Consider the following 25,076-nt stretch of genomic DNA (forward strand, 5'->3'; position numbering starts at 1 on the left):
CTTTGGATATTTACTTCTTAAGGAAGTAACAACTATAAGGGAAGAATATTATTAGTCCAATAAGTGGTAGCAATACAAAAGCAAAAGCTAAAGTAAATTCACTACCAAAATGAATTTGACTAATTACAGCAGTTGTGATTGAAGCGATGCCCATCTGCATAAACCCCATGACTGAAGATGCAGCACCAGCAGTAGTAGTAAAGTTTTCTAAAGCTATTGGTGTTAATAAGGGTACACTGAATGATACACCTATGAATGTGAGAGAAAGAACACCGGTTAAAGCTATAGAAAGAGTTAGTCCTGTTAATTTTTGGAAGGCATAAATAAAGAGTATTCCTGATATCAAAGTACAAAGCATACCAAAATTAACTAGATGCTTGTATGCTATTACGCGACTTAATTTTGAGCAAATAATTGATCCTAATACTACTGCTGTAACCATAATTGTAAGTAAGTATAGGAAATTAGCTTTTTCAAGTTTCAATATATTGATAAATATATCTGGAGCTGTAACTAAACATGCGTATATCACACTAATATTTATACCTAATACAAAGGTTGCAAAGAAGAATTGATGATCTTTAAAAAGAGAGAAGTAGTTCTGAAAGAATGATTTGATAGTCAGTGCATCCATGTTTTTTTCCTTGACAGTTTCTGGGAAAAAAAGTGCTACTTTGATAAATAATAATGTAGCTGCGACTAGTAGGATCCAAAAAATTAAGTTAGGACTAAGAAATACTCCTAAAACTGCGCCAAACGCTGGAGCTAAAGCAAAAGCGATATTCATAATAGCAAATATAGCACCCTGTTCATTAACTTTGAAAGCATCTTTAACAGCGACTGTTGCTATAACCCCTCCAGCTGCGGCACCAAACCCTTGTAGTAATCTTGCATAAATTAGAGTGTCAATATTTGTACTAAGTAAACATATTATTGAGCTAATGATAAAAAAGCTTGAGCCTACTAGCATTACAGGCTTACGTCCAAATCTATCTGAAAATGGACCATATAGAAGTTGGCTAACTGAGTAACCAAGTAAATAAGAAGTGATGGTTAGTTGTACGTGTGGATAATCAGTACCTAAAATAGTTTTGATTTCTGGTAACGCAGGAGCATAAATAGTATCGCCAAAAGGTCCTAGTGAAACCATTAGTATTAGAATAAAAATTGATGGTCTTATACCTTTATACATTAGTCAGAGTCGCCTTTACTAAAATCACCAATAATTATAGTAGCATTTTTACCTTTTGGTGTAGATTGTACTTTGTTAGATGTAACAACTCCTTCAGCTATCGAAGAGTTAGAGTTTTGTGCTTCTGAATTTGTACTGTTGCTCGAACTTGGTAAATTTTGATTAGTTGAGTTCGATATATCTGTATTACCACTAGCATTTGCGACAACCGCTTCAGTTGTCGCTGCTGAGCCAGTACTGTTTTTAGACTTGTCAGAGTCAACTTCTTTGCCAGATAGATCTTTTGGTGTATTTTCCATAGGAACCGATTTTGGTTGTTCTAGAGGATAAATAACCTTAACGTTTTGACCTCGGTCGACTTTATAGTCGCCAAGGATATTTTCATAAATAACTCTATCACTATGAGCATCGACTAAGTATGTTGTTCCACTGTCAGCTTCTATCAGTATACCTTTTTCAGTTGGAACCAGCTGTCCTGAAATTCCATAATCAAAAAAGTCACTTTTAGGTGTAAGTTTGTATCTACCTAAGTAATCTCCATTCAATGAGTTAAAGAAATGTAGGAAGCCTTGATAGTCAGCAACTACTATTAAACCTTTGTAATAAATGGGAGCAGTTATTTTACGCCATTCTAGTGTACTTTGGGTCCAGACAGTATCCCCTGTTTGGATATCATAAGCCTTGAGTTCGCTATTGGCTTGTGCTGTGAAAATCACACCGTTGTTGATAGCCATATTATTGATTATAGAGGCTTTCTTTGCCCAAAGCATTTTGCCAGTATCTTTGTCTAGAGCTACAATAGCTCCTTGAAAAGCAGCGAAAATTAGGTAGTTACCGTATAGCATTGGATTAGCTGTAATATCAACCATTTTGTCAGCTGGGGACGAGCCATGTGCTATGGCAACAGGTAGGTTAATAGTTCTATCGCCACTTTCTAAAGTGAAGCCTAATACTGTACCAAAAGCAGACCCCACCATCACGGTGTCATTAAGTATGATGGGCGATGAGTCACTTGGTAGAGTTATCTCTGGTATGTTATTCGTTACATTCCATACTTTGGATCCATTTGTGGCATCAAAAGATGTTACGGAACCATCATGAGTATGAGTATATAAATGATTACTATATATTGTTGGTTGAGAAAAAATGCTACTTGGAGCATCAGTACGCCATAGTATTTTTCCATCTTTTTGATCAACAGCAGTTAATACACCTTTTACAGACCCAAAAATTACTGCATTTGCTATCGTGTTTGGTTGTGACGATAGTATGGTACCAGTATCATGTTTCCAAATTATTTTACCGTCTGTAATTGATAAACCATAGGCTACACCGTTTTGGTTGGGGACAAATACTGTATTATTTGCATAAGTAGGGGATACATTATAAATGGGTAGTCCACCGTTGCCATTACCTGTTTTTCTACTCCATTTAACTTTTACTTTTGCTTCCTTAGGAGGTTTTTCAGCAAGCGGGGTTGGTGGAGGAACATTACTTGTAGAACAGCTAGTAGCTAATAATGATAGTAGCAATGGAACTATTACTAGAAATAATTTTTTCATGATTAATTGGCGTTATTTAGAAGTTGAGTAATTATTTGCTTGAATTCAGGTGAACTGTTAGGATCTTTTAGAGCTTTGTTCCAAGCTTCTGATGCTTTAGCTTTATCTTTTTTCTCACTATAAGCTTCGCCTAATAACATTAACGGGTATGCATTGCTATCTAGAGAGTTAATGCTTTGAAGCGTACTGATAGCTTTATCTGGGTCATTATTGGATATGTATAGTTTAGCAAGTCTAACTTTTGTAATATCAGTTAAGCTATCATCAGGGTTGCTTTGGACACTCTGTTGTAATACATCAATAGCTTTAGGAAGGTTGGATATATTAATATTGAAACTCTTAGTATCTAGATCTGTTGGAGCCATATATAAATCTGCTAATTGCCAACTAGCAAATATTCCAAAACTAGTATTTGAATAGTTTTTTGTTACCTCTTCAAATTTTGATATCTTTATACCTGTCGGAGATTTTGGATTTTCGTTTGCAATCAGAGCTCTTTGGTACATATCAGATGCAGCAAACATCTTTTTTTCATTATTCGAGTTATAAAATTGTAAAATTATAGCGCAGATGATAGCTACAATTATTATACCCGCTATAGTATAGAGAGCTTGACTTTGTTTTTTAGATAGATTTTTCATAATTAATTAGCGTCTACAAATTAAGTTTGTTTATAGTAAACTTACAACATCTTAACATAAAAGTTGCCAACGTTCTAAGTTTATTGATTAGATTGGAATGTAATGTTCGAGTCTTTTATGTTAGAATATTGATTTATTTTTCTAAGTTTAATTACTAGTTATTTACATTTAAAAATTATTTGAACATGGCATTAATATCTTTAGCAATTGATTATAAAAAATCCCCAATAGAAGTTCGTAGTGAGTTTGCACTTTCAGGGCTTGATGTATCGATGTTATATAAATCAATATTAGCAATAGATAATGTCATCCATGCGGTTATTCTATCAACATGTAATCGTACTGAAGTATATCTAGAAATAACAGATCTAAGAGTCGTTGATGATGTCTTGGTTTGGTGGCAAGGATATGTTAGGAATCCAGATTTCAAAATAAGAGATTATTTTAAATTACGTCAAGGTACAGAAGTGATTATGCACTTGATGAAACTAGCTTGTGGCTTGGAATCTATGGTTTTAGGAGAGCCACAGATATTAGGGCAAGTTAAGGATTCATATACTCTTAGTAAAAAAAATCATGCTATAGGTAAAGAATTAGATAGAGTTTTTCAGAAAGTTTTTGCAACTGCTAAAAAAGTTCGTAGTGAAACTAGAATAGGGCATTGTCCAGTATCTGTAGCATTCTCAGCAATTAGCTTAGCTAAAAAGCAATTGGATAATATTTCTGCTAAAAATGTGCTCATAATAGGTGCTGGTCAAACAGGAGAGCTTTTATTTCGACACGTAACAGCTCTTAATCCTAGGCATATTATGCTAGCTAATAGAACTATAGAGAAGGCCGAAAAAATTACATCTAATTTTAGTAATGCTAGTGCCTATTATTTATCAGATTTGTCTAAACTAATTAAAAAAGCCGATATTATAATTGCAGCAGTTAATGTTACTGAGTACATAGTTAAATGTGAAGATGTAGGAGAAAAGCCAAGAGTTTTTATTGATATTTCTATACCGCAGGCATTAGATCCTAAACTTGGAGATCTAGAGCAAAATGCGTATTACTGTGTCGATGATATTAATAGTGTTATAGAAGGTAATAAAGATAAAAGAAAGCATGAGAGCTCAAGAGCTCAAAAAATTATCGTAAAATCATTAGAAGATTATCTAGAAAAAGAAAAGGCGATTATTTCTAATAGTGCTATTAAGGAACTGTTTCAGAAAGCTGATGGTTTAGTGGATTTATCATTAGAAAAAAGCTTAGCAAAAATAAGAAATGGTAAAGATCCTGAAGAAGTACTAAAGAGATTTGCTTATGAAATTAAAAAGAAAGTATTACACTATCCTGTTGTTGGCATGAAAGAGGCTTCTAAGCAGGGTAGAAGTGATTGTCTAGTATGTATGAAACGAATGTTTGGTTTAAATGTGGAAAAGTAAATGAAAGATTCTATTAAAGTAAAACTACAGAGTTTGATAGAAAGACATGAAGAGGTTAGTGTTCTTTTGGGTGAGGCTGACGTTATTTCAGATCAGAATAAGTTTAGAGATTTATCGAAAGAGTATTCTCATCTTGAGCCTATTGTAAAGGCATTTAAGGAATATACGCAAGCTCTTGAAGATAAAGAAGCTGCTTATGAAATGTTAAATGAGAAAGATGCTGAACTTGTTGAAATGGCAAAAGAAGAGTTAAAGTCAGCTAATGAGGCTATCGAAAGACTTGAGGACGAATTGCAGATACTTCTTTTACCTCGTGATCCAAATGATGACGCTAATATATTCTTGGAAATTAGAGCTGGAACAGGTGGAGATGAAGCATCGATATTCTCTGGAGATTTGTTTAAGATGTATTCAAAATATGCTGAGCAAAGAGGTTGGAAAATAGAAGTTATTTCAGCTAGTGAAGGAGAACATGGCGGCTATAAAGAAATTATCTCAAAGATAAATGGTGATGGTGTATATTCTCAGTTGAAGTTTGAATCTGGTGCCCATAGAGTGCAAAGGGTTCCAGCTACAGAGTCTCAAGGTAGAATCCATACCTCAGCATGTACTGTTGCAGTTATGCCTGAAGCAGATGAGGTTGAGGGAATTGATATTAATCCTGCTGATATTAAAGTGGATACTTTTAGAGCATCAGGTGCTGGAGGGCAGCACGTCAATAAAACTGACTCGGCGATTAGAATTACACATATCCCAACAGGTGTGGTTGTTGAATGCCAAGATCAAAGATCACAGCATAAAAATCGTGCAGCTGCAATGTCAATGCTTAAGTCAAAACTTCTACAAGCAGAGATTGATAAACAACAAAAAGAGCAATCTGATACACGTAAGAATCTAGTAGGTAGTGGTGATAGATCTGAGAGAATTAGAACGTATAACTATCCTCAAGGTAGAGTTACTGACCATCGTATTAACTTAACTCTTTATAAACTTGATGAGGTTATGGAAGGAAGTCTAGATAGTATTATCCAGCCACTAATCTTAGAGCATCAAGCTGATCTTCTAGCAACTATGTCAGATGAGTAATATCTCAATATCTCAACTGTTAGCTTCAGCTGTAGCTAAATTTCCTCAAAGTGACTCATCAATAAAATATGATCTACAAATGATTATTTGCGATGTTTTGGGTGTTGATAAGACTTATCTTTATCTAAATTCTGATAAGCAGTTAGATAATGCCATACTTACAAAAATAAATGGGAAAATTTTACGTCTTTTAGCGGGCGAGCCATTAGCTTATATTCTTGGTTATAAATATTTTTGGAATCAAAAGCTATATGTAACTAAAGATACTCTTATACCCCGAGCAGATACTGAAGTTATAGTTGCTGCAGTGTTAGATGATATACAAGATAATAATGCTCAACTAAAAATATTAGATCTTGGTACGGGCTCTGGCGCGATTGCTTTAGCTTTGGCCGATGAGCTCCTTAAGAGTCAAGTTGTGGCTGTTGATTTATACTCTAAGACTCTAGATGTGGCTAAAAAAAATGCTCACGCCAATAATATTACTAATGTTAAATTTATGCAAAGTAGTTGGTATGAAAATTTAGATGCGACTAAGTTTGACATCATTGTATCAAATCCACCATATATAGATATTGACGATGCTAATGTTGATGATAGTGTTAGAGAGCATGAACCATCAAAAGCTTTATTTGCGGCAGATAATGGCTTAGCAGATATTAGAATAATTATATCCCAAGCAAGTAGTTTTCTAAAGCAAGGAGGATATTTATATATAGAGCATGGCTTCACGCAAGCGGATGATATAGCAAGTATATTTTCTCAGTATAGTTTTTGTGACATTCAGACTATTAAAGATTTAAATCATAAAGATAGGTGTACAAAAGCTAGGTTTTGTGGTTATTTATGATAAGGGTGGCCCTCTAATATGGTATAAGCTCTATACAACTGTTCAGCAATAATGATACGTACTAGAGGGTGAGGGAAAGTCATTTTTGATATGGATATTTTTTCTTTAGCAATATTTTTGATACTTTGATCTATACCATCTGGACCACCAATTAAAATCACAACATTCGGATTGTTAAATTTCCAATTTTGCATTTTTTCAGCTAATTCTTCCGTTGAAATTATTTTAGAGTTAACATCAAGAATTACTAAGTGATCAGAATCACTAAGTTTAGTAAGGATAGTTTTTGCTTCTTGTTCCATCCAAAGTTTGGGATTACCAGTTTTAGTTCGTTTAGCTATTGGTAATTCAATCAGTTCAAGCGGGATTGATTTGCTTAGGCGTTTTTTGTATTCATCGTAACCGTCACTAACCCATTTGGGTGGTTTTTCTCCTAAAGAGAGTATTCTTATCTTCATAAACTATCTCGTAAAGCACATAAAATTTTCAGTTGAAAGTTCTGGACTATATTTATAGTTAGCTATATTGAAATTTTTAATATTACTGATATTTTCTATTCTATTTTCAAGAATGTACCTTGTCATTAAGCCACGTGCTTTTTTAGCATGAATCCCTATAGTCTTATATGTACCATTTTTATTCTCCTTAAAATCAATATTTAACCACTTTGCATCTAACGATTTTTTATCTATTGCTTGGGAATATTCATTAGAAGCAAGGTTTATCAAAACTTTATTTTGTTGCTGGCTGAAGTATTCATTTAATTGAGCAGTAATCTTATCTTGCCAATACTTATATAGAATTTCTCCATCAATTTTAATTTTTGTACCCATTTCTAATCTATAAGCTTGCATTAAATCAAGAGGGCGTATCAGTCCATACAGTCCAGATAACATCAAAAGATGATTTTGAGCATATTCGATAGTTTCTTTATCTAGTGTATCTGCCTCAAGACCTTTATAAACGTCTCCACTAAATGTGAAAATAGCAGCTTTTGAATTTGACTCGTTATAACTCTTAGGGTCAAAGCTATTATGTTTAGTAAATACTTCTTCAGCTAGTTTGGGACTAATTTTCATTAGCTTTTCAATCTCATCAACCTCATAGTGTTTAAGGGTGTTTATAAGCTTAGTTATATGATCTTTGAATATTGGCTGTGTAAATTGATATTTTGCCGTTGCAGTTTCAAAATTTTGACTTTTAGCAGGTGATATAACTATTATCATGATATTTGTTAACTTTAACTATTTTTGATAATAATACCAATTTATCTTAGATAATGGAATTTGCTTTGTTAGCTTGTAATTCTTGGATATATCTAGTAATATACCTAACGCTGACTTGGTTTCCACGCAATGATAGATTGTGAACCCCGCCAGGTCCGGAAGGAAGCAACGGTAACTTTTGATTCATGTGCCGTGTCAAGGCTAAGTCAGCACTTTTTAGAAAAAGTCAGTATTTTTGATCAGAAATTAATATATAATGTTTTCTACTATATAAATTGTTTAAACTTTATAGATGCTTAGTACAAAATCAAATATAAAATATCAGGTATTTGTTTACCTTTTGATATTCACTTATTTTTTAATTATAAATCTGTGTCAACCTTTGATGATGGATGATCTTTGGCGATCAAATGTAAATGCTCTTCATGATGGAACAGTATGGTTTCACATTAGAAGTGACTACTTCTATTGGACTGGTAGAGTTTCAGCACAACTCCTAGTTTATCTGTTTTTTAACAAAAGTTACCCTTTTTTGATTTATATTGTTGATATTGTAAATGCACTTGCACTAACTATGTTAATTGTTTATTTATATAAATTAATTTTTAGAAATCAAGCTAGCATTTTATCTAGGAAGTTTGTTATATATGTTTGTTTATTCATGGGTTACTTCATAGGAAATACTTTTTTAGGTAATGCAATGTGGAAAACTATAGGCATTCAGTATCTTTGGGGTATAAGTCTAATTGTCTGGGGTTTCTATTTTCTTTTTGCAGAAAATAATCACTCTAGAATATTAAGTATTATTTCGGGAATTTTTTTGGGCTTATATAATGAAGCATTTTTTATGGTGGTTTTTACCATTTGCTTTTATTATGTAATTCATCAGGCTATCAAGAAAGACAAACTAAATCAGAATACTTTATATTTTATTATACCATTTATAGTTGCTGGGATTGTGATGATGGCGGCGCCTGGGAATTTTGCTAGAACTAGTGGTATGCTTGCTGGGCAATCTCTTTTGGGGTATATATTTCATAATTTATTTGATATAACTCTGAAGTTTTTTTCAAAGTTTGAACTTTCACTACCATTCATTCTTTCTGTATTTATGGTTTTTGCTTTTGAAAAGGATATGAAAACTAAGGTTCTTACAATTCTATGCTTAGTATCGGTTTCTCTGACAACGTTTCTTATTATGTTTGGCTTAGAGATACGAGTTGAGATGCTATATATGCTTATATATTTTTATATTATATGTAAATACTTATTTCGCTCAGGTTTCTCATATTTATTTGATAAGTTATATTTATTTTTTGCTCTTGCTCTATTATTTTTTGTAGTTAAGTTTTTTTATGCTTATCTTCAATTAGGATATTATAACCATCTTAGAATGAACGAAGTGAGACACTATCAGCAAGCTGGTAATAAAGATATTTTATTAACAAAACTACCATTAAGAGCTAATACTAAAATTATTTATATTGATTTAATTCCTAAATCAGATGATCCTGAATATATTAGAAAGTGGGGATGGAACAATGAGCAGTTTGCACAATATTATGGCTTTGATAGTGTTTTTGCAAAGTAGAGTAGCATCAAGAGCCATTAATTTAGATTTGTTATATTAATAGTATAGTTGTAGTGATAGTTGCGAATAGTTATTTTTTTATTATTATCACTATATTTTATTGTTAGAATTTTTTTGCCGTCTTTAGAAGTTAAAATCCTTTCATTTGCTTTTTCTGATACGCTAATATTTGTATTAGCAAACATCTCTTTGACAATATTGACAGGTGCCTGGCTTATAATAAACTCTGTGAGGCTTTGTTTAACACCAATATTTTGGTTTGGCATTGGCAGGCTACTACTTTGGATATCTTTACCATTATAGTCAAGCTTAAATAAAGATCCCCCCCAAGCTGATAATGCTACCATTATGATATGTTTTGAGTTGGCTTCAATAATCATATTTGTTGATAGGTTTTTTTGTTTGCCATCTTTATTATAATAAGTAGCAGAGACTATTTGCGATATTGTTTTATCAATACCTAGTTGTTGTGGTTGGGGTAGTGTTACAGTTGTATCTGGTGTTATAGCTACCTTTACATCGATTTGCTGTTTTGTTTGCAACAATGAGCAACCGCTTAAAAAGATGAATATAAAAATAGTTGAAAGAATTTTACTTTTCATAACCTTGTACCTTAATTGCTATAGGAGCTAATAAAAATGCTGCCGAAATACCTACTAGTACAGTTAGACCAAAATATTCAATAGCTGGAGTATTACTTAATGCTAAAAGCCCAAATGATAGTATAGTAGTAATAGCTGATAGTGCTAATGCTAGCATAGTACTACTGAATCTATTATGGCTCTCAGCTAAGAATAAAACATAATCCATACTTATTCCTAAAACAAGTATTATCGCAAGGATGCTAAATAATGTAAGAGGAATATTTAGTAATCCAAGAAATGCTATAGATATTAGACATGATAATAATGGTACTACAATATAAACTATAGATTTTCTAAAAGAATATCTAACAGTTAATCCCAAGCATAGCAAGACAAATACAATTGCCATTATGTAAGAAATTATATTACGATAATGACCAAAAATATCACTTATCTGACTTACCTTATCAACAATATAAACATTATCGATAGAGCTAAGCAAACTTTGTAGTTTAGCAATATTAATATCTTTTGAAAGTGCTATTGCCACCGCTTTATAATCATTTGGCTGGTCTCCTAACCATAAAAATCTCATCTGTGCTGAAACAGGTTTGTCTAACCATGCAGATAGTTCCAGAGGCTTAAATTTTGTATTTTTAATTTCATCTATAACTTTTACTTGTTGAGCCCCTGAGAAACCTATTTGTTTAAGGTACTCTTGTGGATATTTGGTATTAATAAAGTTTTGTATAAGATTATAGTTTTGTTGCTGCTGCTCTAAGCTCGGTACATAGTCACTTATGCTAATTAGTGGATTTTTAATATTAGCAAAGTTACTACGAATAATGCTTGTTACATGATTAGCTTTTGACAGAAGGGTATTATCATTTTTAGCTAATACGATAATATAGCTGAGACCTATATCACTGCCAATTATGTTTTTAAGCTGTTGTTCTTCATCCTTGAGCTCTTTAGGAGTTGATTGTAATATATGAATATCATCATTTGGCTTTATTTTGTATATTCCTGCAATAATTATTATCACTAGAGCTAGTAAGATAAGAATAATTTTTCTTGTACTAATATTTTTCCACAGATTTAGATATTTATCCGTAAGCCTTAATAGAGGAATACTCTTATGGCTTTTTGATTTGATATTAATAATATATGGGAAAAAGCATATCACGGTTAGATATGATACAGCTAAGCCAATAATACCAAAAACTGCCAGTTGATGTAGTCCAGGAAAAGGTGCAATTGCTATGACTAAAAAAGCTATAACAACATTTAAAAGTCCTAATGTTATGCCTTTGAAAATACGATTTAGTCCTGTTTTTGGAGTCCAATTAGTATCAGCTAAAAGCTTTTCAGAATAGTAAAAGAAAGCATAGTCGACAGATATACCAATCAAACTTGCACCGAAAACTAGCGTAAATAAGAAGACACTACCAAATATATAGTGTGTAACAACAAACGCAGCAATAAATCCACAAAGTATTGAAAATAGTGTAAAAAAAAGTGGAATAATTGATCTAAATGTTAGAATTATCAAAATCAAGACGCCTATCATAGAGCCAATACCAATAGTATTTATCTCATGATGAGCATCTTCGGCTCCAGCATTTGCATAAAAGAGCATTCCAGTTTTTAGAACACTAATATGATTTGATTTAATCTGTTTGATAGCATTATTAATGCTTTTGATAATTTCAGTTTGAGTAGTTAATGAAAAGCTTTGTCCTTTAATTTCGGCTTTAATAAGAACATAATAAGTATTGTTTTTTTCAGCTACTAGAAAGCCATTTCTAAGCTTAAGGTTGGAGCTTGGTTTAGGTAAGTTTAAAAGAAAGTTTTGATATGTAAAGAAAGGATCATTATTAAGTAAGTTACGATTAACCACTCCTGTTGGGTTATATATATTTGCTAGAGCATTTTGGTATAGTCTTTCGTAGTTTTTATCAACTAATAGTTGTTGGTCTTTATCGTTAAGTAATTGTAGTCTGTATGGGAAATAAAATTTTGCCCAAGATAATTGCTGGTCTTGGTTTATTCCAGTATTTACCGTTGTGAAGTTATTACTTTGTTCTAGTAAATGGCTAAACTTTGCTGCAGCATTTGTAGCTTTAGTTTGATCTTTAGAACTTATTAAAAATACAACATCATTACTTATACGGTCAGAAAACTTATTTGATGCTGAGGTAAGTTCAGGCGAGGTCTCTTGGTTTGGTAACAAAGATAGAATGTTTGTATTTAAGTTTAGTCCTTTTGTAATAATAGTTATAAATAGGATTGTGCTACTTAGAACAATTACACCCCAAATAATAAGACGGATAAAATATTTATTAATCATAATATTTAGTTTGTTGTAATATCAAAAAGTTGTATTTTGATTATATTATCTTGGGTATCAGCGACGTCAATATTTGTAATATATCTATTACCTTTTAGAGTTATCTCTTTTATAGCCTTATTAAGAGGGCTAGATTTCGGTGTGAGGGTGATAGTCCAGTTTTGAGTATTACCCTCAAAATTGATATTAAAAAATTCTGATATGGTTTTTGTATCACCTTTAAATACAGACATAAAAACACTAGTGAATGTGAAAACTATTGGCTGGTCATCACGTGTAAGAACAGTAGGAGGATTATCCATAATAGTTTGTGTAAGCTTGTTTTTAGACATTTGCATTGTGGTTTTGATTGGTTGTTGCTGTTGCCATAACAGAGATCCATCATTAGTTAGTTTAAATGTTCCTGAAGATTTTAAACTTGAGTTTAAACCTTCAATTTGTCGGATTTGTATAAATTTACCCGAGATATTAGTATCTTTGGTTAATTGCTTTTCAACCGCTTGGAAGTCTGAATTACTAGTAAGGTCTGAAGCATATAAAGGAGCCACAATAGTTAAAAAAATGCTAATAAAAGTAAATAGTCTCTTCATCTTCCAATAATCTCTTTTATTTTTTGTTGCCATTGATGAGGTGTTACGAAACAAGTTTCTTTTTTGTTAATATCAACAGCAAGCTGAGTAGTATAACCTTGACATAACTTTATTTTAGTTAAGCTATCTAAAATAGTATAGTCTATTTTTAATCGGTTCTCGAACTCTATTAGATCACAATAAATATCAATATCTTGTCCAAATCTTGCAGATTTAATAAATTTGGCTTTTATATCAACTATAGGCCAAGCGAAGCCATCTTTCTTCATAGCTATATAATCGTAACCAATTTCTTTGAGCATACTACATCTAGCCATTTCAAAGTACTTGATATAATTACCATGCCAAACAATTTCGAGCATATCAACATCAAAAAATGGGATACTCATTTTGTAAACATGTGTAAATAAACTATCTTTAAGCATTTACTTATTCTCCTTGATGCCAAAAATCAAAAAAATTAAACCATTGTTTTGGATACTTTTTACAATATGATTCAAGCATTTTGGCATATTTTTGTGCATACTTTTTTAAATCTTGTTGTTTTGTTTTTCTATTTAAAATAATGCTATTTTGATCAAACTCTTTGAAAATAAAATCAAAGTTATTACGATCTTTTTTTGGACATAGCATAAAGTATGTAGGGCATTTCAGAATGCTTGCTAATATAAATGCACCTTGCGGGAAAAATGCCATATCATCTAAAAATGATAGTCTAAGATTTCTCTCTGGTTTAGTTACAGAAGTTCTATCTGCAGGTATAACGATAAATTCACCATTAGCAATGCGTTCATATAACTCAATTGCCAAATCTGGAGTAACATCTTGTATACATATCATATTGATTGAGTATTTAGGATTAATCTTTGTCAAAAGTTTGTTAAATGTAGGAGCTTGCTTGCTAAATACTAGAGCATTTATCTTCATATTACTATCAAAGTCTGCTAGAGATCTTGCAACATCAAGATTACCAAGATGAGCCGTAAAAATAACACCACCTTTTTGTGATTTGATAGCTTGGTTCATGATTTTGCGATCTTGTAATGAGAAGTCTACATTGTCTATAGTGATCTTATTACTCCAAACAGCTATTTTATCTATAACCATTTCACCAAATGCTAAAAAATGTTTAAAACTATAAAACCATAATTTTGAAGTTTTAATATTCTTATCGAGGTGTTTAATATATTTAGAAGAATAGTTGCGTGCATTTTTGTATAATAAAAAATAATAGATCATAACTACTGACATGATTGAGTAGGTGAGTCTACGACCTAACAAACGAAATAAAATAAAAGTAGTTCTAAGCCCGAATAGACCACCGGCTTCTTTTATCTTGGTCCAATGTTTCACCTGATTTTTCTCCATAATAGTATTGGTAATCTAATAATCATACCAGTAACTAATTTTGTATGAGTCCAAGATATCCTGACATTATCTCGAAACATTCTGAAATTGGAGTAACCATCTTGAGGGTAAATTACTTTGGTATTTATATAGACTATAGGAAGACCTAGCCAGTACATTCTCACGATTACATCTATATCGAAATCCATCTTCACTGAGAAAGTTTTTTTCTGCATAAGCTTTGTATAAGCCTCTAGTGGATATATACGAAAACCACACATTGATTCTTTGAGATCAAACGATAGAGTTTCTATTGCTACCCAAAAATTTGTAATTTTTCTACCATGAAGTCTACTTTTGGGAATACTATCATCATAGATAGGCATACCAGATATTAGTGCATGAGGGTTTTGCTGCATTGCTTGTATAAATTTAGGGATATCATTCGAATCATGTTGACCATCAGCATCTATTTGAAGCATATGTGTATAACCCATTTTAAAAGCTAAATTGGCACCATAACTTACAGCAACACCTTTACCTTGATTTTTATCAAGTGATTCTGTCAAAACAATATTATTAAATTCATCAGCAACTTCTCTCATGATTTGTTTAGTGTTATCTTGGCTACCATCATTTATAAGTATGATAGGTAAGTCATATCTAGCGATATTTTTGATGGTGTTACGTAGTTGTTTTCCATGGTTATAGATTGGTACTACAATACATAAATTACAATCACTACTACTCATATTTTATTTTACCCTGAGATGCTACTTGATTATTGACAGAAATTTCAAAAGTAATTGTATTGTTGTTATTTGTGATTTTTATTTCTATATCATCATTAGGTAATATAACTTTTTTGAATTTTACTTGTGGAATATTACCAAAAGAGAGTTTATTAATATCGAATATCTGGCTTGCCAAGTTTATGACAAAATCAACTTGAGCAATACCCGGTAAAATTGCCTGCTCTTGAAAGTGACCTTTAAAAAAATCGCACTCTTGGAGTACTTGTGCCGATACTAAAACACAGCAATCATCAATATTTTGTATATTATTTATCTTAAGATGTTTGTTCATAGTTTATTTCGCCATAAATTTTAAATAAAGTCTCCTTAATAAGCTTAAATCTTATCAAACTTATAAGCTCTAACCTATTTAATTATCATCTAATAATTCAACTAATAGTTCTAGAGCTCTTTTTCCTTGAGAGTTAGTCGGTATCTCAGTTACAAAGCGCCATTGTTTAGGTATAACTACATTTGAGTAATAGTTTAATAGATAGCTCTTTATTTGTTTAATTAAATTTTGTTTACCAAAATTTTGTAATAAGTCCTGTCCATCTTGATTTAGACATATTATTGCTGCTATATATTCACGATAGCTTTGACGCTTGATACATACACAGTCTTTTATTAAGTCATGATCGATTAATATATTTTGCATTTGTGATATTGATAAACGATTACCAGCAATTTTGACAATTTTATCGACCCTTCCTTTTAGCTCAAATTTATCGTTGTATAATGCAACGATATCTGCCATTAGTTGTTTTTCTTGCTTAAAAAAAGGAGATCTAACAACTAGTTGATCAGACTCTGTAGTAATACAAACATTATCAAAAGGCTTCCATAGTGTATCGATTAACTGTTGTCTATACGCAATAACTCCAGTTTCACTACTACCATAGGCTTCAAGAATAGGGATGTTGTAACTATTTTGAAATTTAGTCGCGATATCGGCACTTAATGCACTAGCTGATGAAATGAGCAAAGAGTTAGTGATAGGACTACTGATACTACCATCAAGGTGAGAAATAATTACAGGTGTTGTTATCAAAATATTGTTATCTTGAAGTAGCTTTTTGTGGATAAGTTTGGGTACAAATAGCCTTTCTGTGTGGATGATTTTTTGGTATAGTAGTGGCCATATTATAGCCCAGCTAAAGCCATATAGGTGCTGGTGTGATACTGTTGTGAGCACATTGATATTCTTAAGATTAAAGCTTTGTATGATACTGTTAATCGCGGAAGACTCTTGTTCAAGATTGTCTATGGTTTTGCTATAGCTTTTATATTCACCAGTAGATCCAGATGTGAAAAATATAGTTTCACAATTTTTTAATGCATATTCATTGATGATTTTTGCTGATAAGTCAAGATCATTATCAGTTATTAAAGAGTCGTAATGTTTTGCAAGCTTGGCAATTGTGCCAGGTTTGTCATTTGGTATCATTATAGTAGTTTTACCTAAAAACTGACATGCTATCCATGTGCAACAAAATAAGTACATATCATCAACTGATAATGCAACTTTGTAACTATTGCTTAGAATGATATCAAGATGATTAGCTAAAGTTTTTATATCATTTAAAAACTCTTTTGCGATAATATTATTTGAGTCTTTGATAAATATGATTTCAGAAGGATTTTGTGCATAAAACTCTAGTATTGATTTAAGCGTGCTTTTCAAAATATCTCCTAACAACAATTCTAATTATAATTTCACTAAGCATCATTAATCCTATAAGGATATAACTGATAAAACCGTTATAAAGTGTCCAAAATTGTATCGAACCTAATATAACAGTATATGTTGAAATACAGGCATTTATAGCAAAAAACACACACCAAGCTAATGTTACATACCATGTGTATTTTATTGCATAATCCGGTAGATGCTCTTTGCTCATACGAATTGCAAGTTTGGTAATCAAGCTTTTGTCTTGGAATAATGAATAACAAAAAACACAGAAGAGGCTAATATTTACAAAGACAGGGTATAGTAGCATAACGGTGATATTATCGACAATGATGGCTATACCTGCAAGAAGTATCCCTACAATAGTAATAAGTTTCCAAGTGATGCTAGGATCTTTTTTTAAAATTAGTAATCTTAGTATAAATATTAAGACGACAATTAAGCCAAGATACTTTATCGAGAGTGAATTTAGGCCAATATAGACTATAAATGGATATAGTATAATTATTATCAATATAAAGAATTTAAGTAGAGATTTCATTAAGTTTGTATTTAGTCTTGTGCTAGAGCTGCAATTATAGTGTCAACAACATCCCCAACAGTACGAACAGATTTAAATTCCTCAGGTTTAAACTTGCGACCTGTGAAGTTTTGCAGTTGTACTACTAAATCAACAGCATCAATACTATCTAAATCAAGATCTTCGTATAGTGTTGAATCTAGAGTGACATCATCCTTATCTATTTCAAAAAGATTATTAAGAATATCCTGTAATTGTGCGAAAATTTGTTCTTTAGAAAAGCTCATCAGTATATCCTTAAGATTTATTTTCTTCTACAAATTTAGCCAAAGATGCCACTGATTCAAAGTGTTTTTTGACATCTTCATCAGCAACTTCAAGACTTATATTATAGCGTTTTTTTAACGCAACCCCTATCTCTAAAGCGTCAATTGAATCTAGTCCTAAACCCTCTCCAAAAAGTGCTTCATCAGCATCTATTTCATCAGCTGTAATATCTTCAAGATTTAAGACCTCGATGATCATTTCTTTTATTTCTTGTTGCATGTTTTAAAGTACCTATTTTATAAAAAATCTAATTTAGTAGAGAGATTATACTGTAAAAATTTAGTTAGCCTACGAGCAGCTAGAGATGGTATTCCATCTGCCTCATCAATAAAATCTTGAGGATTAATCTTGTCTCCTACAACTACTCTAAACAACGGCGTTGTTTCGGCAATGTTATACCATTTGGTATTTTTTGTCAAAGTAACAGGAGAGCATGAGATATGTATCATTCTTATAGGAGCATTTGTTCTAATTGCTAGTTGCGCGGCACCTCGTTTTAGTTTTGGTAACTGGTTGGGACTAGTTCTGGTACCTTCTGGGAACATTAACAAATTTCTACCTTCTGCAAATATTTCATTTAAGCGTGAGAATGTTTGGTCAGGATTGATATTTGGGATATATCCAGCTGTTTCTATTACATGCTTATAATATGGGTTTTCCCATAAGCTTTGTTTGACAATATTATCGCAAAGCTTGAGTCTAGACACTATTGCAACATAGTCGATTAAAGTAGGATGATTAGCTATGAAAATACAACCTTTATCTTGATATAGTTTTTCAATACCTTCAAATTCAAATCGAATGATTCTAAAATGATGAATAATTCCAATAAAAATCTTAAAACCAATATTTATAGTGTGTTGAGCATGTATTGTGCGAGCACTTTTATCTTTTATAAATATTCTAACTAGAGGGAAGTATATATAGCCTAATATAGCTCCAAAAAAGCTAAATAAAAAGAAACATATTCCTGTAGCAATTCTGCGATAAAACCTATTTAAGTATTTATACATAATTACATCTTCTCTATAGATATACTCTTCAAAAATAATGGTTTAAATTCATTACAAGCATACCAGTTTGCAAAAATAATTGCAGATGGGAGTCGATTAAATTTTTGTAATAATGTTTTGTTGTTATTAATCTCTAATTTTAAGCCCATACTTGACTGTGATAGTGGTTCTCTTGATATGACAAAACTAATTCCATAAGCAAGATTATCTGAGATATTAAGTTCATCGAAGATTTCTGGCACATTATCATCATAACAAGTAAACAAAACGTTATCATAGTCTTGTAACTGTGTGATAGCATCAATTAAACCCATTTCAAAAGTCTCGGTACCAGCAGCTATTGAGTTAAAAGGTATTTTTAGTTTTTGTTGGATTGATAGAAGTCCAGAAGGAGTATTATGCACAGATTGAGAAAATGCGTTTGGTGAAAGGATTTCTTGATTAGAAATATCTTTAAATATAGATAATGTATTCGCTAGTTCACCATGTTGAGATGCAAATACTACGGCACCTATTTTATATTTATGGAGTTGAGGTATAGATACTGAAAGAGCGATTTTGCTAGATTTACTACATCTTCTTCTCACTGATGCAGCAATGAGGCTAGTATCGATGTAGATGTCCTGTTTTATCATTTCAAGGTATGATATATCTTTAAAATTTGATATGTCGTTTTTTCCTTGAGCTATGGCTAAAACCGAATCTATATAAAATCTCATCCAATATGCTATTTTATTCTCTTTACTAGAATCTATCATATTGAAGTAAAAAAATGTATATCTATAACCTTTTTAAGTATTAAATACAGTTAACATACACTTAATTGTATTTAAACTAATTGTAATTGTATTTATACTTACAGGAAGTTATTCAAAATTATACAGAATATGAGTGGCAATGAAATCTATCTGAATTCGCTGGGTATAATCAATTGTTTAGGTGATTCTAAACAAGCTGTTTTGCAATCATTGCTTAGTAATCAAACTGGCTTGGTAACTGATAAGAATCTATTGTCGGGTCGCAAGACAATTGTAGGGCAAGTAAATGATAAGATACTCCCAGAAATTCCTCACCGATTAAAAGAATTTGATTGTCGTAATAACCAAATGGCTCTTCATGCCTGTATGCAAATAAATCATGATATAAGTCGAGTTATAGATAAATATGGAGCTGATAGAGTGGCTGTGGTTTGCGGTACTAGTACATCAGGTATAGATAATGGTGAACGAGCTTTAACTAAAAAGTTTATATCAGGTCAATTCCCCAAAGAATTTAGCTACAAGCAAGAAGAAACCGCAGGTCTTAGTGAATTTTTGAGGGAGTATTATAATCTTGAAAATATTGCTTTTACTATATCAACAGCTTGTTCATCAAGTGGTAAAGCATTTGCCTCAGCTGCTAGATTATTAAAACAGAATTTGTGTGATGCAGTTATTGTTGTCGGTTGCGATACTCTTTGTGAATTAACATTAAATGGCTTTGATTGTTTAGATGCGATATCTCAGAACTTGTGTTTACCTTTTCATAATCAAAGAGATGGTATAAATATCGGTGAAGGCGCCACGGCATTTATTATGTCTAGAGATTGCTCAGAAATAGTACTTTTAGGTGTTGGGGAATCATCAGATGGTTATCATATTACAGCACCAGATCCTAGTGGGGAAGGTGCTAAATTAGCTATGATACAGGCATTGAGCTCTGCAAATCTAGCTCCTGATGATATCGGTTATCTAAATTTGCATGGTACAGCAACTATACTTAATGATAATATGGAAAGTAATGCAGTAATGGATATATTCAAAGCACCTGTTGCGTGTAGCTCTACTAAATCATTGACAGGCCACACTCTAGGTGCAGCGGCGGCTACAGAGGTGGGGCTATGTTGGCTATTATTATCAGATAATTATAATCCTAACAAAAAACTACCAAAGCAATACAATTCAGATAAGGATATTATTTCTGATATTGGTATAATAACTAGTGATATCCGATACCACAAGCCAAATTTCATGAGTAATTCGTTTGCTTTTGGCGGTAATAACGTAAGTGTAATTATAGGAAAGAAATAGATGCATAATATTGGCGATTTGATACCGCATGAACCACCTATGAGACTCGTTGATGAGTTTATCGCTTTTGAAGACAATACAGTACACTGTAGAACTATTGTGACTGATGGCAATATATTCTTCGATGAGCAATTAGATGGTATACCACACTGGGTAGCGGTTGAAATCATGGCTCAAACTGCTGCTTCCTATGGTAGAGCTAGTAAGCTTGCTACATCTGACGCTAGTGCTAATGAACCTCCAGTAGCATTTTTACTGAGTGTGAGAGGTTACAAGACAGATGTTAAAAGATATAAAACTGGTAGTGTTTTAGATATATTTGCTGAATGTATTATTCTTGATAAAGGGACAGGGGTATTTAGTTGCAAAGTATTGTTGGGTCAACAAGAAGTTGCATCACTTACGATCAATGCCTATCAGCCACAAAGTTTTGAAGATGTAAAAAAAGTTATTAGTAGAGAAATATAAAATATGAAAAGAATATTAGTCACAGGTGCGAGTAAAGGAATCGGTAGGGCTATAGCGCTGAAACTTGCGGCTGAAAATAGGCATATAACTATACACTATAATACGGACAAAGTTGGTGCTGAAAACGTTCGTGATAGTATTCTCGATAAGGGTTTTCAAGCGGATATTATAAGTTTTGATATCTCTAATAATCAGCAGTCAGAACAAGCTATTGGCGAGTATATCGAAAATCATGGTGCATTTTATGGAGTGATTAATAATGCCGGTCTTTGTAGGGATACTGCATTTCCAGCAATGACAAAAGATGATTGGTCAAGAGTTATAGATACTAATCTGGATGGTTTTTATAATGTTTTAAAGCCTTGTATTATGCCAATGATACAGCTTAGAAAAGGTGGCAGGATTATTACTATGTCTTCTGTATCTGGTATCGTGGGTAATAGAGGACAGGTCAACTATAGTGCTGCAAAAGCTGGTATTATTGGAGCCACAAAAGCTTTGGCTGTAGAGTTAGCGAAAAGAAAAATTACAGTTAATTGCATAGCACCAGGTTTGATAGATACAGAAATGACTGATGATATTGAGCATTATGATGAGATCATTAAGCATATACCAATGAAAAGGGCAGGTAGTGTGGATGAGGTAGCAAGCTTAGCAGAGTATCTGATGTCGGATGCTGCAGCTTATATAACAAGACAAGTAATTTCTATTAATGGGGGACTTGCTTAATGCATAGAGTTGTTGTTACTGGTATGTCAGGCGTTACAGCTCTTGGTAGTGATGCTGATACTATTTTTGAGTCACTATTAGCTGGAAAAGTTGCAACTAAGAGAATGCCTTGGGATGATATTCAAGGTCTTAACACTAAACTTGCTGCTCCTGTAACAGATTTTAAAATGCCAAATTATCCTCGTAAAAAAATACGTGGTATGGGTATGGTGTCAAAGTTAGCAACCGTAGCAACCTCGCAAGCATTAGCGGATGCTGGTTTACTTGATAAGACAGATATATTAACTAGTGGTAGAACAGGTGTTGCTTATGGATCATGCTCTGGTAGTCCACAACCATTAGCTGATCTTTTGATGATTCTTACTGACAAAAAAATTGGCAATGTTAATGCAACAACTTATATCAAAGGTATGAGTCATACTTGTGCAGTTAATGTAGCTTTGTTTTTTGGGTTGACTGGTAGATTGATTCCGACATCTAGTGCATGTACCTCAAGTAGTCAAGCTATAGGATATGCTTATGAAGCTATTAAATATGGTATGCAGGATGTGATGGTTGCTGGTGGCGCAGAAGAGCTTTGTGTAAGTCAGGTTGCAATATTTGACACATTATTCGCGACAAGTCAGATGAATGATACGCCAAGTCTTGCACCTAAACCTTTTGATAGAGATAGAGATGGCTTAGTTATAGGAGAGGGAAGTGCTACTTTGATATTAGAGTCATTAGAGCATGCTCAACAGCGTGGAGCAAAAATTTATGCGGAGGTTGTAGGTTATGGCACAAATTGTGATGCTGAGCACGTTACGCAGCCAACAGCCGAAAAAATGCAGATTGCTCTCAAACTTGCTTTAGAAGATGCACAGATAACACCAGATATGATAGGTTATGTCAATGCTCATGGTACATCAACAGAGGTTGGCGATATAGCCGAGAGTATTGCCACGCGTGAGGTTTTTGCTAGGGATATTAGCATCAGTTCATTAAAGGGCTATTTTGGTCATACATTAGGTGCTAGTGGCTCGCTTGAAGCATGGCTAACTATAGAGATGATGAATAGAGGTGTATTTATCCCAAATGTGAATTTACAAAATGTAGATCCAAGGTGTGCTAGCTTAGACTACCTTGTAGATAAACAAAATATAGAGACTGAGTATGTGATGACTAATAACTTTGCTTTTGGTGGGGTTAATACATCTTTGATTTTCAAAAAAATTTTAGAATAAAGATTATACTTTAGTCACAAAATTGATATGATATTTAACACAATTTTGTGAAAAGTTATAGGATACATAATATGAAAAAGATATTACTTTCATTGGTTGCTGCAGGCTGTTTTGTTTTACCTTTATCTGTTTATGCTTCGGATGATATTCATGATGTGAGTATCAAGAATGCTATGGAAGTAATGCCTGAGAAAGTTAAAAATAAGCTTGGCGATTTTAAGTTTTATTTTGGTAAAGATTCTAAGCCATTTGATTATTCAGCTGAAGGAACAATATATACTAGCAAAAGGACTAATGGTGTCTTTAAAAATTATCAGAAGTCTTGTAATTGGGCTTTTTATTCAGCATTAATTGATCTAAAAGAGCAATCACAAGCTGCAGGTGGCAAAGGTGTTGCAGATATCGAATCTAACTGGAAAAATAATCCTACATCAAGTAAAGATACTTATGTTTGTGGCGAGGGTCTCTTAATGTCTGGAGTTGCATTAAAAGGAGTTATAATCAAATAGTGTTTTAACAGCATAACCTTGATAATGCTTTAATTCCTTGTCTAGGATTTCTCACAAAGGGGTTATTTTTATCCCAAGCATATCCCGCTAAGATTGATACAATTTGTTCTTTTATGTTTTTGGTGCTATTTTTATGAAATATAATATCCTGCAAGCTGCCTTCATACCAAGCGCTAACAAATTCTCTAAAAGTATTTATACCTATATACAACTCATCAACAAATTCCTTTTGCCAATCTACATCTATACCCCTTAGATGTCTATCAAGAGCATTTGCTGCTAAGGATGCTGATTTAACGGCAATGGTTATACCTGATGAAAATACAGGGTCTAAAAATTCAGCGGCATTACCAAGCAATGCAAATCTTTCGCCATAAAGTTTAGAAACATTTGATGAGTAACCTTTGATAGTTTGAACATCAGATCTAAGTATTGAGGCAGATGTTAAGTTTGCTAAATATGGCATTTGCTTTATAAAGCAATCTAGATTCTGCATATTGGTATTATTATCAATGAAATTCTCCGGCTCTCCAACCACGCCGATAGATGATGTTCCATCAGCAAAAGGTATTAGCCAGTACCAAATATCCCGATGTTTTGGATGAACGCTTATAAGAATTTTATTGCGATCGAAACTTTCATCAGTAATATTATCTTCTATATGACAGAAATATGATTGTCGCATTGGAAAGTTAGAAGGTTTCTCAAGATTAAGTAATTTTGGTAGCACTCTTCCAAAACCACTAGCATCAAGTACAAAATTAGCTTCTAATCTATATTGTTCTTGAGTTTTAAGATTTCTGATAGTCAGAGTAATATTATCTCTTTCTTCAGCTACGTGGGCAACTTCAGTATTATAGAATATTTTTGCACCTAGACCTTGAGCCTTATCAGCCAAAGCTTTGTCGAAAATCCCTCGTTTAACCTGAAAAGTATCACCATAACCTGCCGTGAATTTTTGATTGAAATTTATAGAAATAGAGTCAATATTATTATTAAAAGCAGCTCCATTTTTATGCTGAAATATTGCTTGTTGTTTAATTACATCAAGCATATCAGCTTCTTCAAAATACTGCATTGATTGAGGTAAGAGACTTTCACCTATTGAAAATCTTGGGAATATTTGTCTTTCAATGATAATTACATCATAACCTTTTTTGACTAGTATTGCTGCTGCAACCGAGCCGGATGGACCAGCGCCAATTATTGCAACCGTAGCCTTCAAATTATTATTGAGCATGCAAGCCTTAAACTTAGATTTACATCTGAATTTTAGCACTAT

General features: G+C 32.6%; 28 protein-coding genes and 1 other RNA gene. 10 read left to right on the forward strand and 19 right to left on the reverse strand.

Translation table 11 applies throughout. The features are described from left to right. Positions 1-10 precede the first annotated feature (10 nt). The 3 genes from F0R75_RS00130 to F0R75_RS00140 are packed head-to-tail and all read right to left on the reverse strand — an operon-like array spanning position 11 to position 3,395. Entirely contained in the window at positions 11-1,192 is a 1,182-nt protein-coding gene (locus F0R75_RS00130; protein WP_146420832.1) for a multidrug effflux MFS transporter, read from the reverse strand. Next, a complete protein-coding gene (locus tag F0R75_RS00135) occupies positions 1,192-2,754 on the reverse strand; it encodes an outer membrane protein assembly factor BamB (protein ID WP_149368807.1) in 1,563 nt (520 codons plus the stop codon). The genes F0R75_RS00130 and F0R75_RS00135 overlap by 1 nt, the downstream gene beginning before the upstream one ends. Positions 2,755-2,756: 2 nt before the next feature. Further along, entirely contained in the window at positions 2,757-3,395 is a 639-nt protein-coding gene (locus F0R75_RS00140; protein ID WP_149368806.1) for a YfgM family protein, read from the reverse strand. Between the two features lie 185 nt (positions 3,396-3,580). Here F0R75_RS00140 and F0R75_RS00145 point away from each other — a divergent pair, with 185 nt between their 5' ends. The 3 genes from F0R75_RS00145 to prmC are packed head-to-tail and all read left to right on the forward strand — an operon-like array spanning position 3,581 to position 6,761. Then, a complete protein-coding gene (locus F0R75_RS00145) occupies positions 3,581-4,825 on the forward strand; it encodes a glutamyl-tRNA reductase (RefSeq protein ID WP_146420829.1) in 1,245 nt (414 codons plus the stop codon). Beyond that, positions 4,826-5,911 carry a peptide chain release factor 1 gene (gene prfA, locus F0R75_RS00150; protein WP_149368805.1) on the forward strand — a complete coding sequence of 362 codons (1,086 nt, stop codon included), beginning with the start codon at positions 4,826-4,828 and terminating at the stop codon, positions 5,909-5,911. It abuts the gene before it with no gap. Further along, positions 5,904-6,761 (forward strand): peptide chain release factor N(5)-glutamine methyltransferase, encoded by an 858-nt coding sequence (prmC, locus tag F0R75_RS00155; RefSeq protein WP_149368804.1) that lies wholly within the window; start codon positions 5,904-5,906, stop codon positions 6,759-6,761. The genes prfA and prmC overlap by 8 nt, the downstream gene beginning before the upstream one ends. On the opposite strand, the gene rlmH is transcribed toward prmC, so the two are convergent. Both rlmH and yaaA read right to left on the reverse strand, forming a co-directional pair. Further along, the gene (rlmH, locus tag F0R75_RS00160; protein WP_146420826.1) at positions 6,752-7,219 is read right to left on the reverse strand and encodes a 23S rRNA (pseudouridine(1915)-N(3))-methyltransferase RlmH; all 468 of its coding nucleotides are present in this window, start codon (positions 7,217-7,219) and stop codon (positions 6,752-6,754) included. The genes prmC and rlmH overlap by 10 nt on opposite strands. Before the next feature lie 3 nt (positions 7,220-7,222). Further along, a complete protein-coding gene (gene yaaA / locus F0R75_RS00165) occupies positions 7,223-7,987 on the reverse strand; it encodes a peroxide stress protein YaaA (RefSeq protein ID WP_149368803.1) in 765 nt (254 codons plus the stop codon). 113 nt (positions 7,988-8,100) lie between these two features. Here yaaA and ffs point away from each other — a divergent pair. Further along, positions 8,101-8,197: signal recognition particle sRNA small type (gene ffs, locus F0R75_RS00170), an RNA gene on the forward strand. Positions 8,198-8,279: 82 nt separating this feature from the next. Continuing rightward, positions 8,280-9,578, forward strand: coding sequence for a DUF6056 family protein (locus F0R75_RS00175; protein ID WP_149368802.1), 1,299 nt, complete (start codon positions 8,280-8,282; stop codon positions 9,576-9,578). 17 nt (positions 9,579-9,595) lie between these two features. Here F0R75_RS00175 and F0R75_RS00180 read toward each other — a convergent pair whose 3' ends face one another. From F0R75_RS00180 to F0R75_RS00240, 13 genes are all read right to left on the reverse strand, one after another. Continuing rightward, positions 9,596-10,180: a DUF3261 domain-containing protein gene (locus F0R75_RS00180; protein WP_149368801.1), complete on the reverse strand. Its 585-nt coding sequence runs from the start codon at positions 10,178-10,180 to the stop codon at positions 9,596-9,598. Beyond that, positions 10,170-12,512, reverse strand: a complete 2,343-nt coding sequence (locus tag F0R75_RS00185; protein ID WP_149368800.1) for an MMPL family transporter — start codon at positions 12,510-12,512, stop codon at positions 10,170-10,172. Before F0R75_RS00185 ends, F0R75_RS00180 begins: the two co-directional genes overlap by 11 nt. Before the next feature lie 5 nt (positions 12,513-12,517). Next, positions 12,518-13,102 carry a LolA family protein gene (locus F0R75_RS00190; RefSeq protein WP_149368799.1) on the reverse strand — a complete coding sequence of 195 codons (585 nt, stop codon included), beginning with the start codon at positions 13,100-13,102 and terminating at the stop codon, positions 12,518-12,520. Next, the gene (locus F0R75_RS00195) at positions 13,099-13,527 is read right to left on the reverse strand and encodes an acyl-CoA thioesterase (RefSeq protein ID WP_149368798.1); all 429 of its coding nucleotides are present in this window, start codon (positions 13,525-13,527) and stop codon (positions 13,099-13,101) included. Before F0R75_RS00195 ends, F0R75_RS00190 begins: the two co-directional genes overlap by 4 nt. A gap of 4 nt (positions 13,528-13,531) precedes the next feature. Beyond that, complete coding sequence (locus tag F0R75_RS00200; protein WP_246145960.1) at positions 13,532-14,455, reverse strand: lysophospholipid acyltransferase family protein; 924 nt, start codon at positions 14,453-14,455, stop codon at positions 13,532-13,534. Beyond that, positions 14,452-15,201, reverse strand: a complete 750-nt coding sequence (locus tag F0R75_RS00205; RefSeq protein ID WP_149368797.1) for a glycosyltransferase family 2 protein — start codon at positions 15,199-15,201, stop codon at positions 14,452-14,454. The genes F0R75_RS00200 and F0R75_RS00205 overlap by 4 nt, the downstream gene beginning before the upstream one ends. Then, positions 15,194-15,535: an ApeI family dehydratase gene (locus F0R75_RS00210; protein ID WP_149368796.1), complete on the reverse strand. Its 342-nt coding sequence runs from the start codon at positions 15,533-15,535 to the stop codon at positions 15,194-15,196. The genes F0R75_RS00205 and F0R75_RS00210 overlap by 8 nt, the downstream gene beginning before the upstream one ends. A gap of 78 nt (positions 15,536-15,613) precedes the next feature. Next, on the reverse strand, positions 15,614-16,927 hold the full coding sequence (locus F0R75_RS00215; RefSeq protein ID WP_149368795.1) for an AMP-binding protein: 1,314 nt from the start codon (positions 16,925-16,927) through the stop codon (positions 15,614-15,616). After that, complete coding sequence (locus F0R75_RS00220) at positions 16,911-17,477, reverse strand: COG4648 family protein (protein ID WP_149368794.1); 567 nt, start codon at positions 17,475-17,477, stop codon at positions 16,911-16,913. Before F0R75_RS00220 ends, F0R75_RS00215 begins: the two co-directional genes overlap by 17 nt. Positions 17,478-17,488: 11 nt before the next feature. After that, positions 17,489-17,743 (reverse strand): acyl carrier protein, encoded by a 255-nt coding sequence (locus tag F0R75_RS00225; RefSeq protein ID WP_012280472.1) that lies wholly within the window; start codon positions 17,741-17,743, stop codon positions 17,489-17,491. 10 nt (positions 17,744-17,753) lie between these two features. Beyond that, positions 17,754-18,002, reverse strand: coding sequence for a phosphopantetheine-binding protein (locus F0R75_RS00230; protein WP_013922452.1), 249 nt, complete (start codon positions 18,000-18,002; stop codon positions 17,754-17,756). Between the two features lie 17 nt (positions 18,003-18,019). Then, the gene (locus tag F0R75_RS00235) at positions 18,020-18,796 is read right to left on the reverse strand and encodes a lysophospholipid acyltransferase family protein (protein ID WP_149368793.1); all 777 of its coding nucleotides are present in this window, start codon (positions 18,794-18,796) and stop codon (positions 18,020-18,022) included. Positions 18,797-18,798: 2 nt separating this feature from the next. Continuing rightward, on the reverse strand, positions 18,799-19,515 hold the full coding sequence (locus F0R75_RS00240; RefSeq protein ID WP_149368792.1) for a beta-ketoacyl synthase chain length factor: 717 nt from the start codon (positions 19,513-19,515) through the stop codon (positions 18,799-18,801). Between the two features lie 168 nt (positions 19,516-19,683). Here F0R75_RS00240 and F0R75_RS00245 point away from each other — a divergent pair, with 168 nt between their 5' ends. The 5 genes from F0R75_RS00245 (at position 19,684) to F0R75_RS00265 (ending at position 23,794) form a co-directional block, all read left to right on the forward strand. Then, the gene (locus tag F0R75_RS00245) at positions 19,684-20,865 is read left to right on the forward strand and encodes a beta-ketoacyl-ACP synthase (RefSeq protein WP_149368791.1); all 1,182 of its coding nucleotides are present in this window, start codon (positions 19,684-19,686) and stop codon (positions 20,863-20,865) included. Further along, the gene (locus F0R75_RS00250) at positions 20,866-21,333 is read left to right on the forward strand and encodes a hotdog family protein (protein WP_149368790.1); all 468 of its coding nucleotides are present in this window, start codon (positions 20,866-20,868) and stop codon (positions 21,331-21,333) included. A gap of 3 nt (positions 21,334-21,336) precedes the next feature. Then, complete coding sequence (gene fabG / locus F0R75_RS00255) at positions 21,337-22,062, forward strand: 3-oxoacyl-ACP reductase FabG (protein WP_149368789.1); 726 nt, start codon at positions 21,337-21,339, stop codon at positions 22,060-22,062. Continuing rightward, on the forward strand, positions 22,062-23,285 hold the full coding sequence (locus tag F0R75_RS00260) for a beta-ketoacyl-ACP synthase (RefSeq protein ID WP_149368788.1): 1,224 nt from the start codon (positions 22,062-22,064) through the stop codon (positions 23,283-23,285). The genes fabG and F0R75_RS00260 overlap by 1 nt, the downstream gene beginning before the upstream one ends. A gap of 71 nt (positions 23,286-23,356) precedes the next feature. Then, positions 23,357-23,794, forward strand: a complete 438-nt coding sequence (locus tag F0R75_RS00265; protein ID WP_149368787.1) for an excinuclease — start codon at positions 23,357-23,359, stop codon at positions 23,792-23,794. Between the two features lie 4 nt (positions 23,795-23,798). Here the strand turns inward: F0R75_RS00265 and F0R75_RS00270 are convergent, their stop codons facing one another. Then, positions 23,799-25,034 (reverse strand): NAD(P)/FAD-dependent oxidoreductase, encoded by a 1,236-nt coding sequence (locus F0R75_RS00270; protein WP_149368786.1) that lies wholly within the window; start codon positions 25,032-25,034, stop codon positions 23,799-23,801. Positions 25,035-25,076: the final 42 nt, after the last annotated feature.

It is taken from the genome of Francisella marina, from assembly GCF_008369785.1.
GTDB classification, from domain to species: Bacteria; Pseudomonadota; Gammaproteobacteria; order Francisellales; family Francisellaceae; genus Francisella; species Francisella salimarina.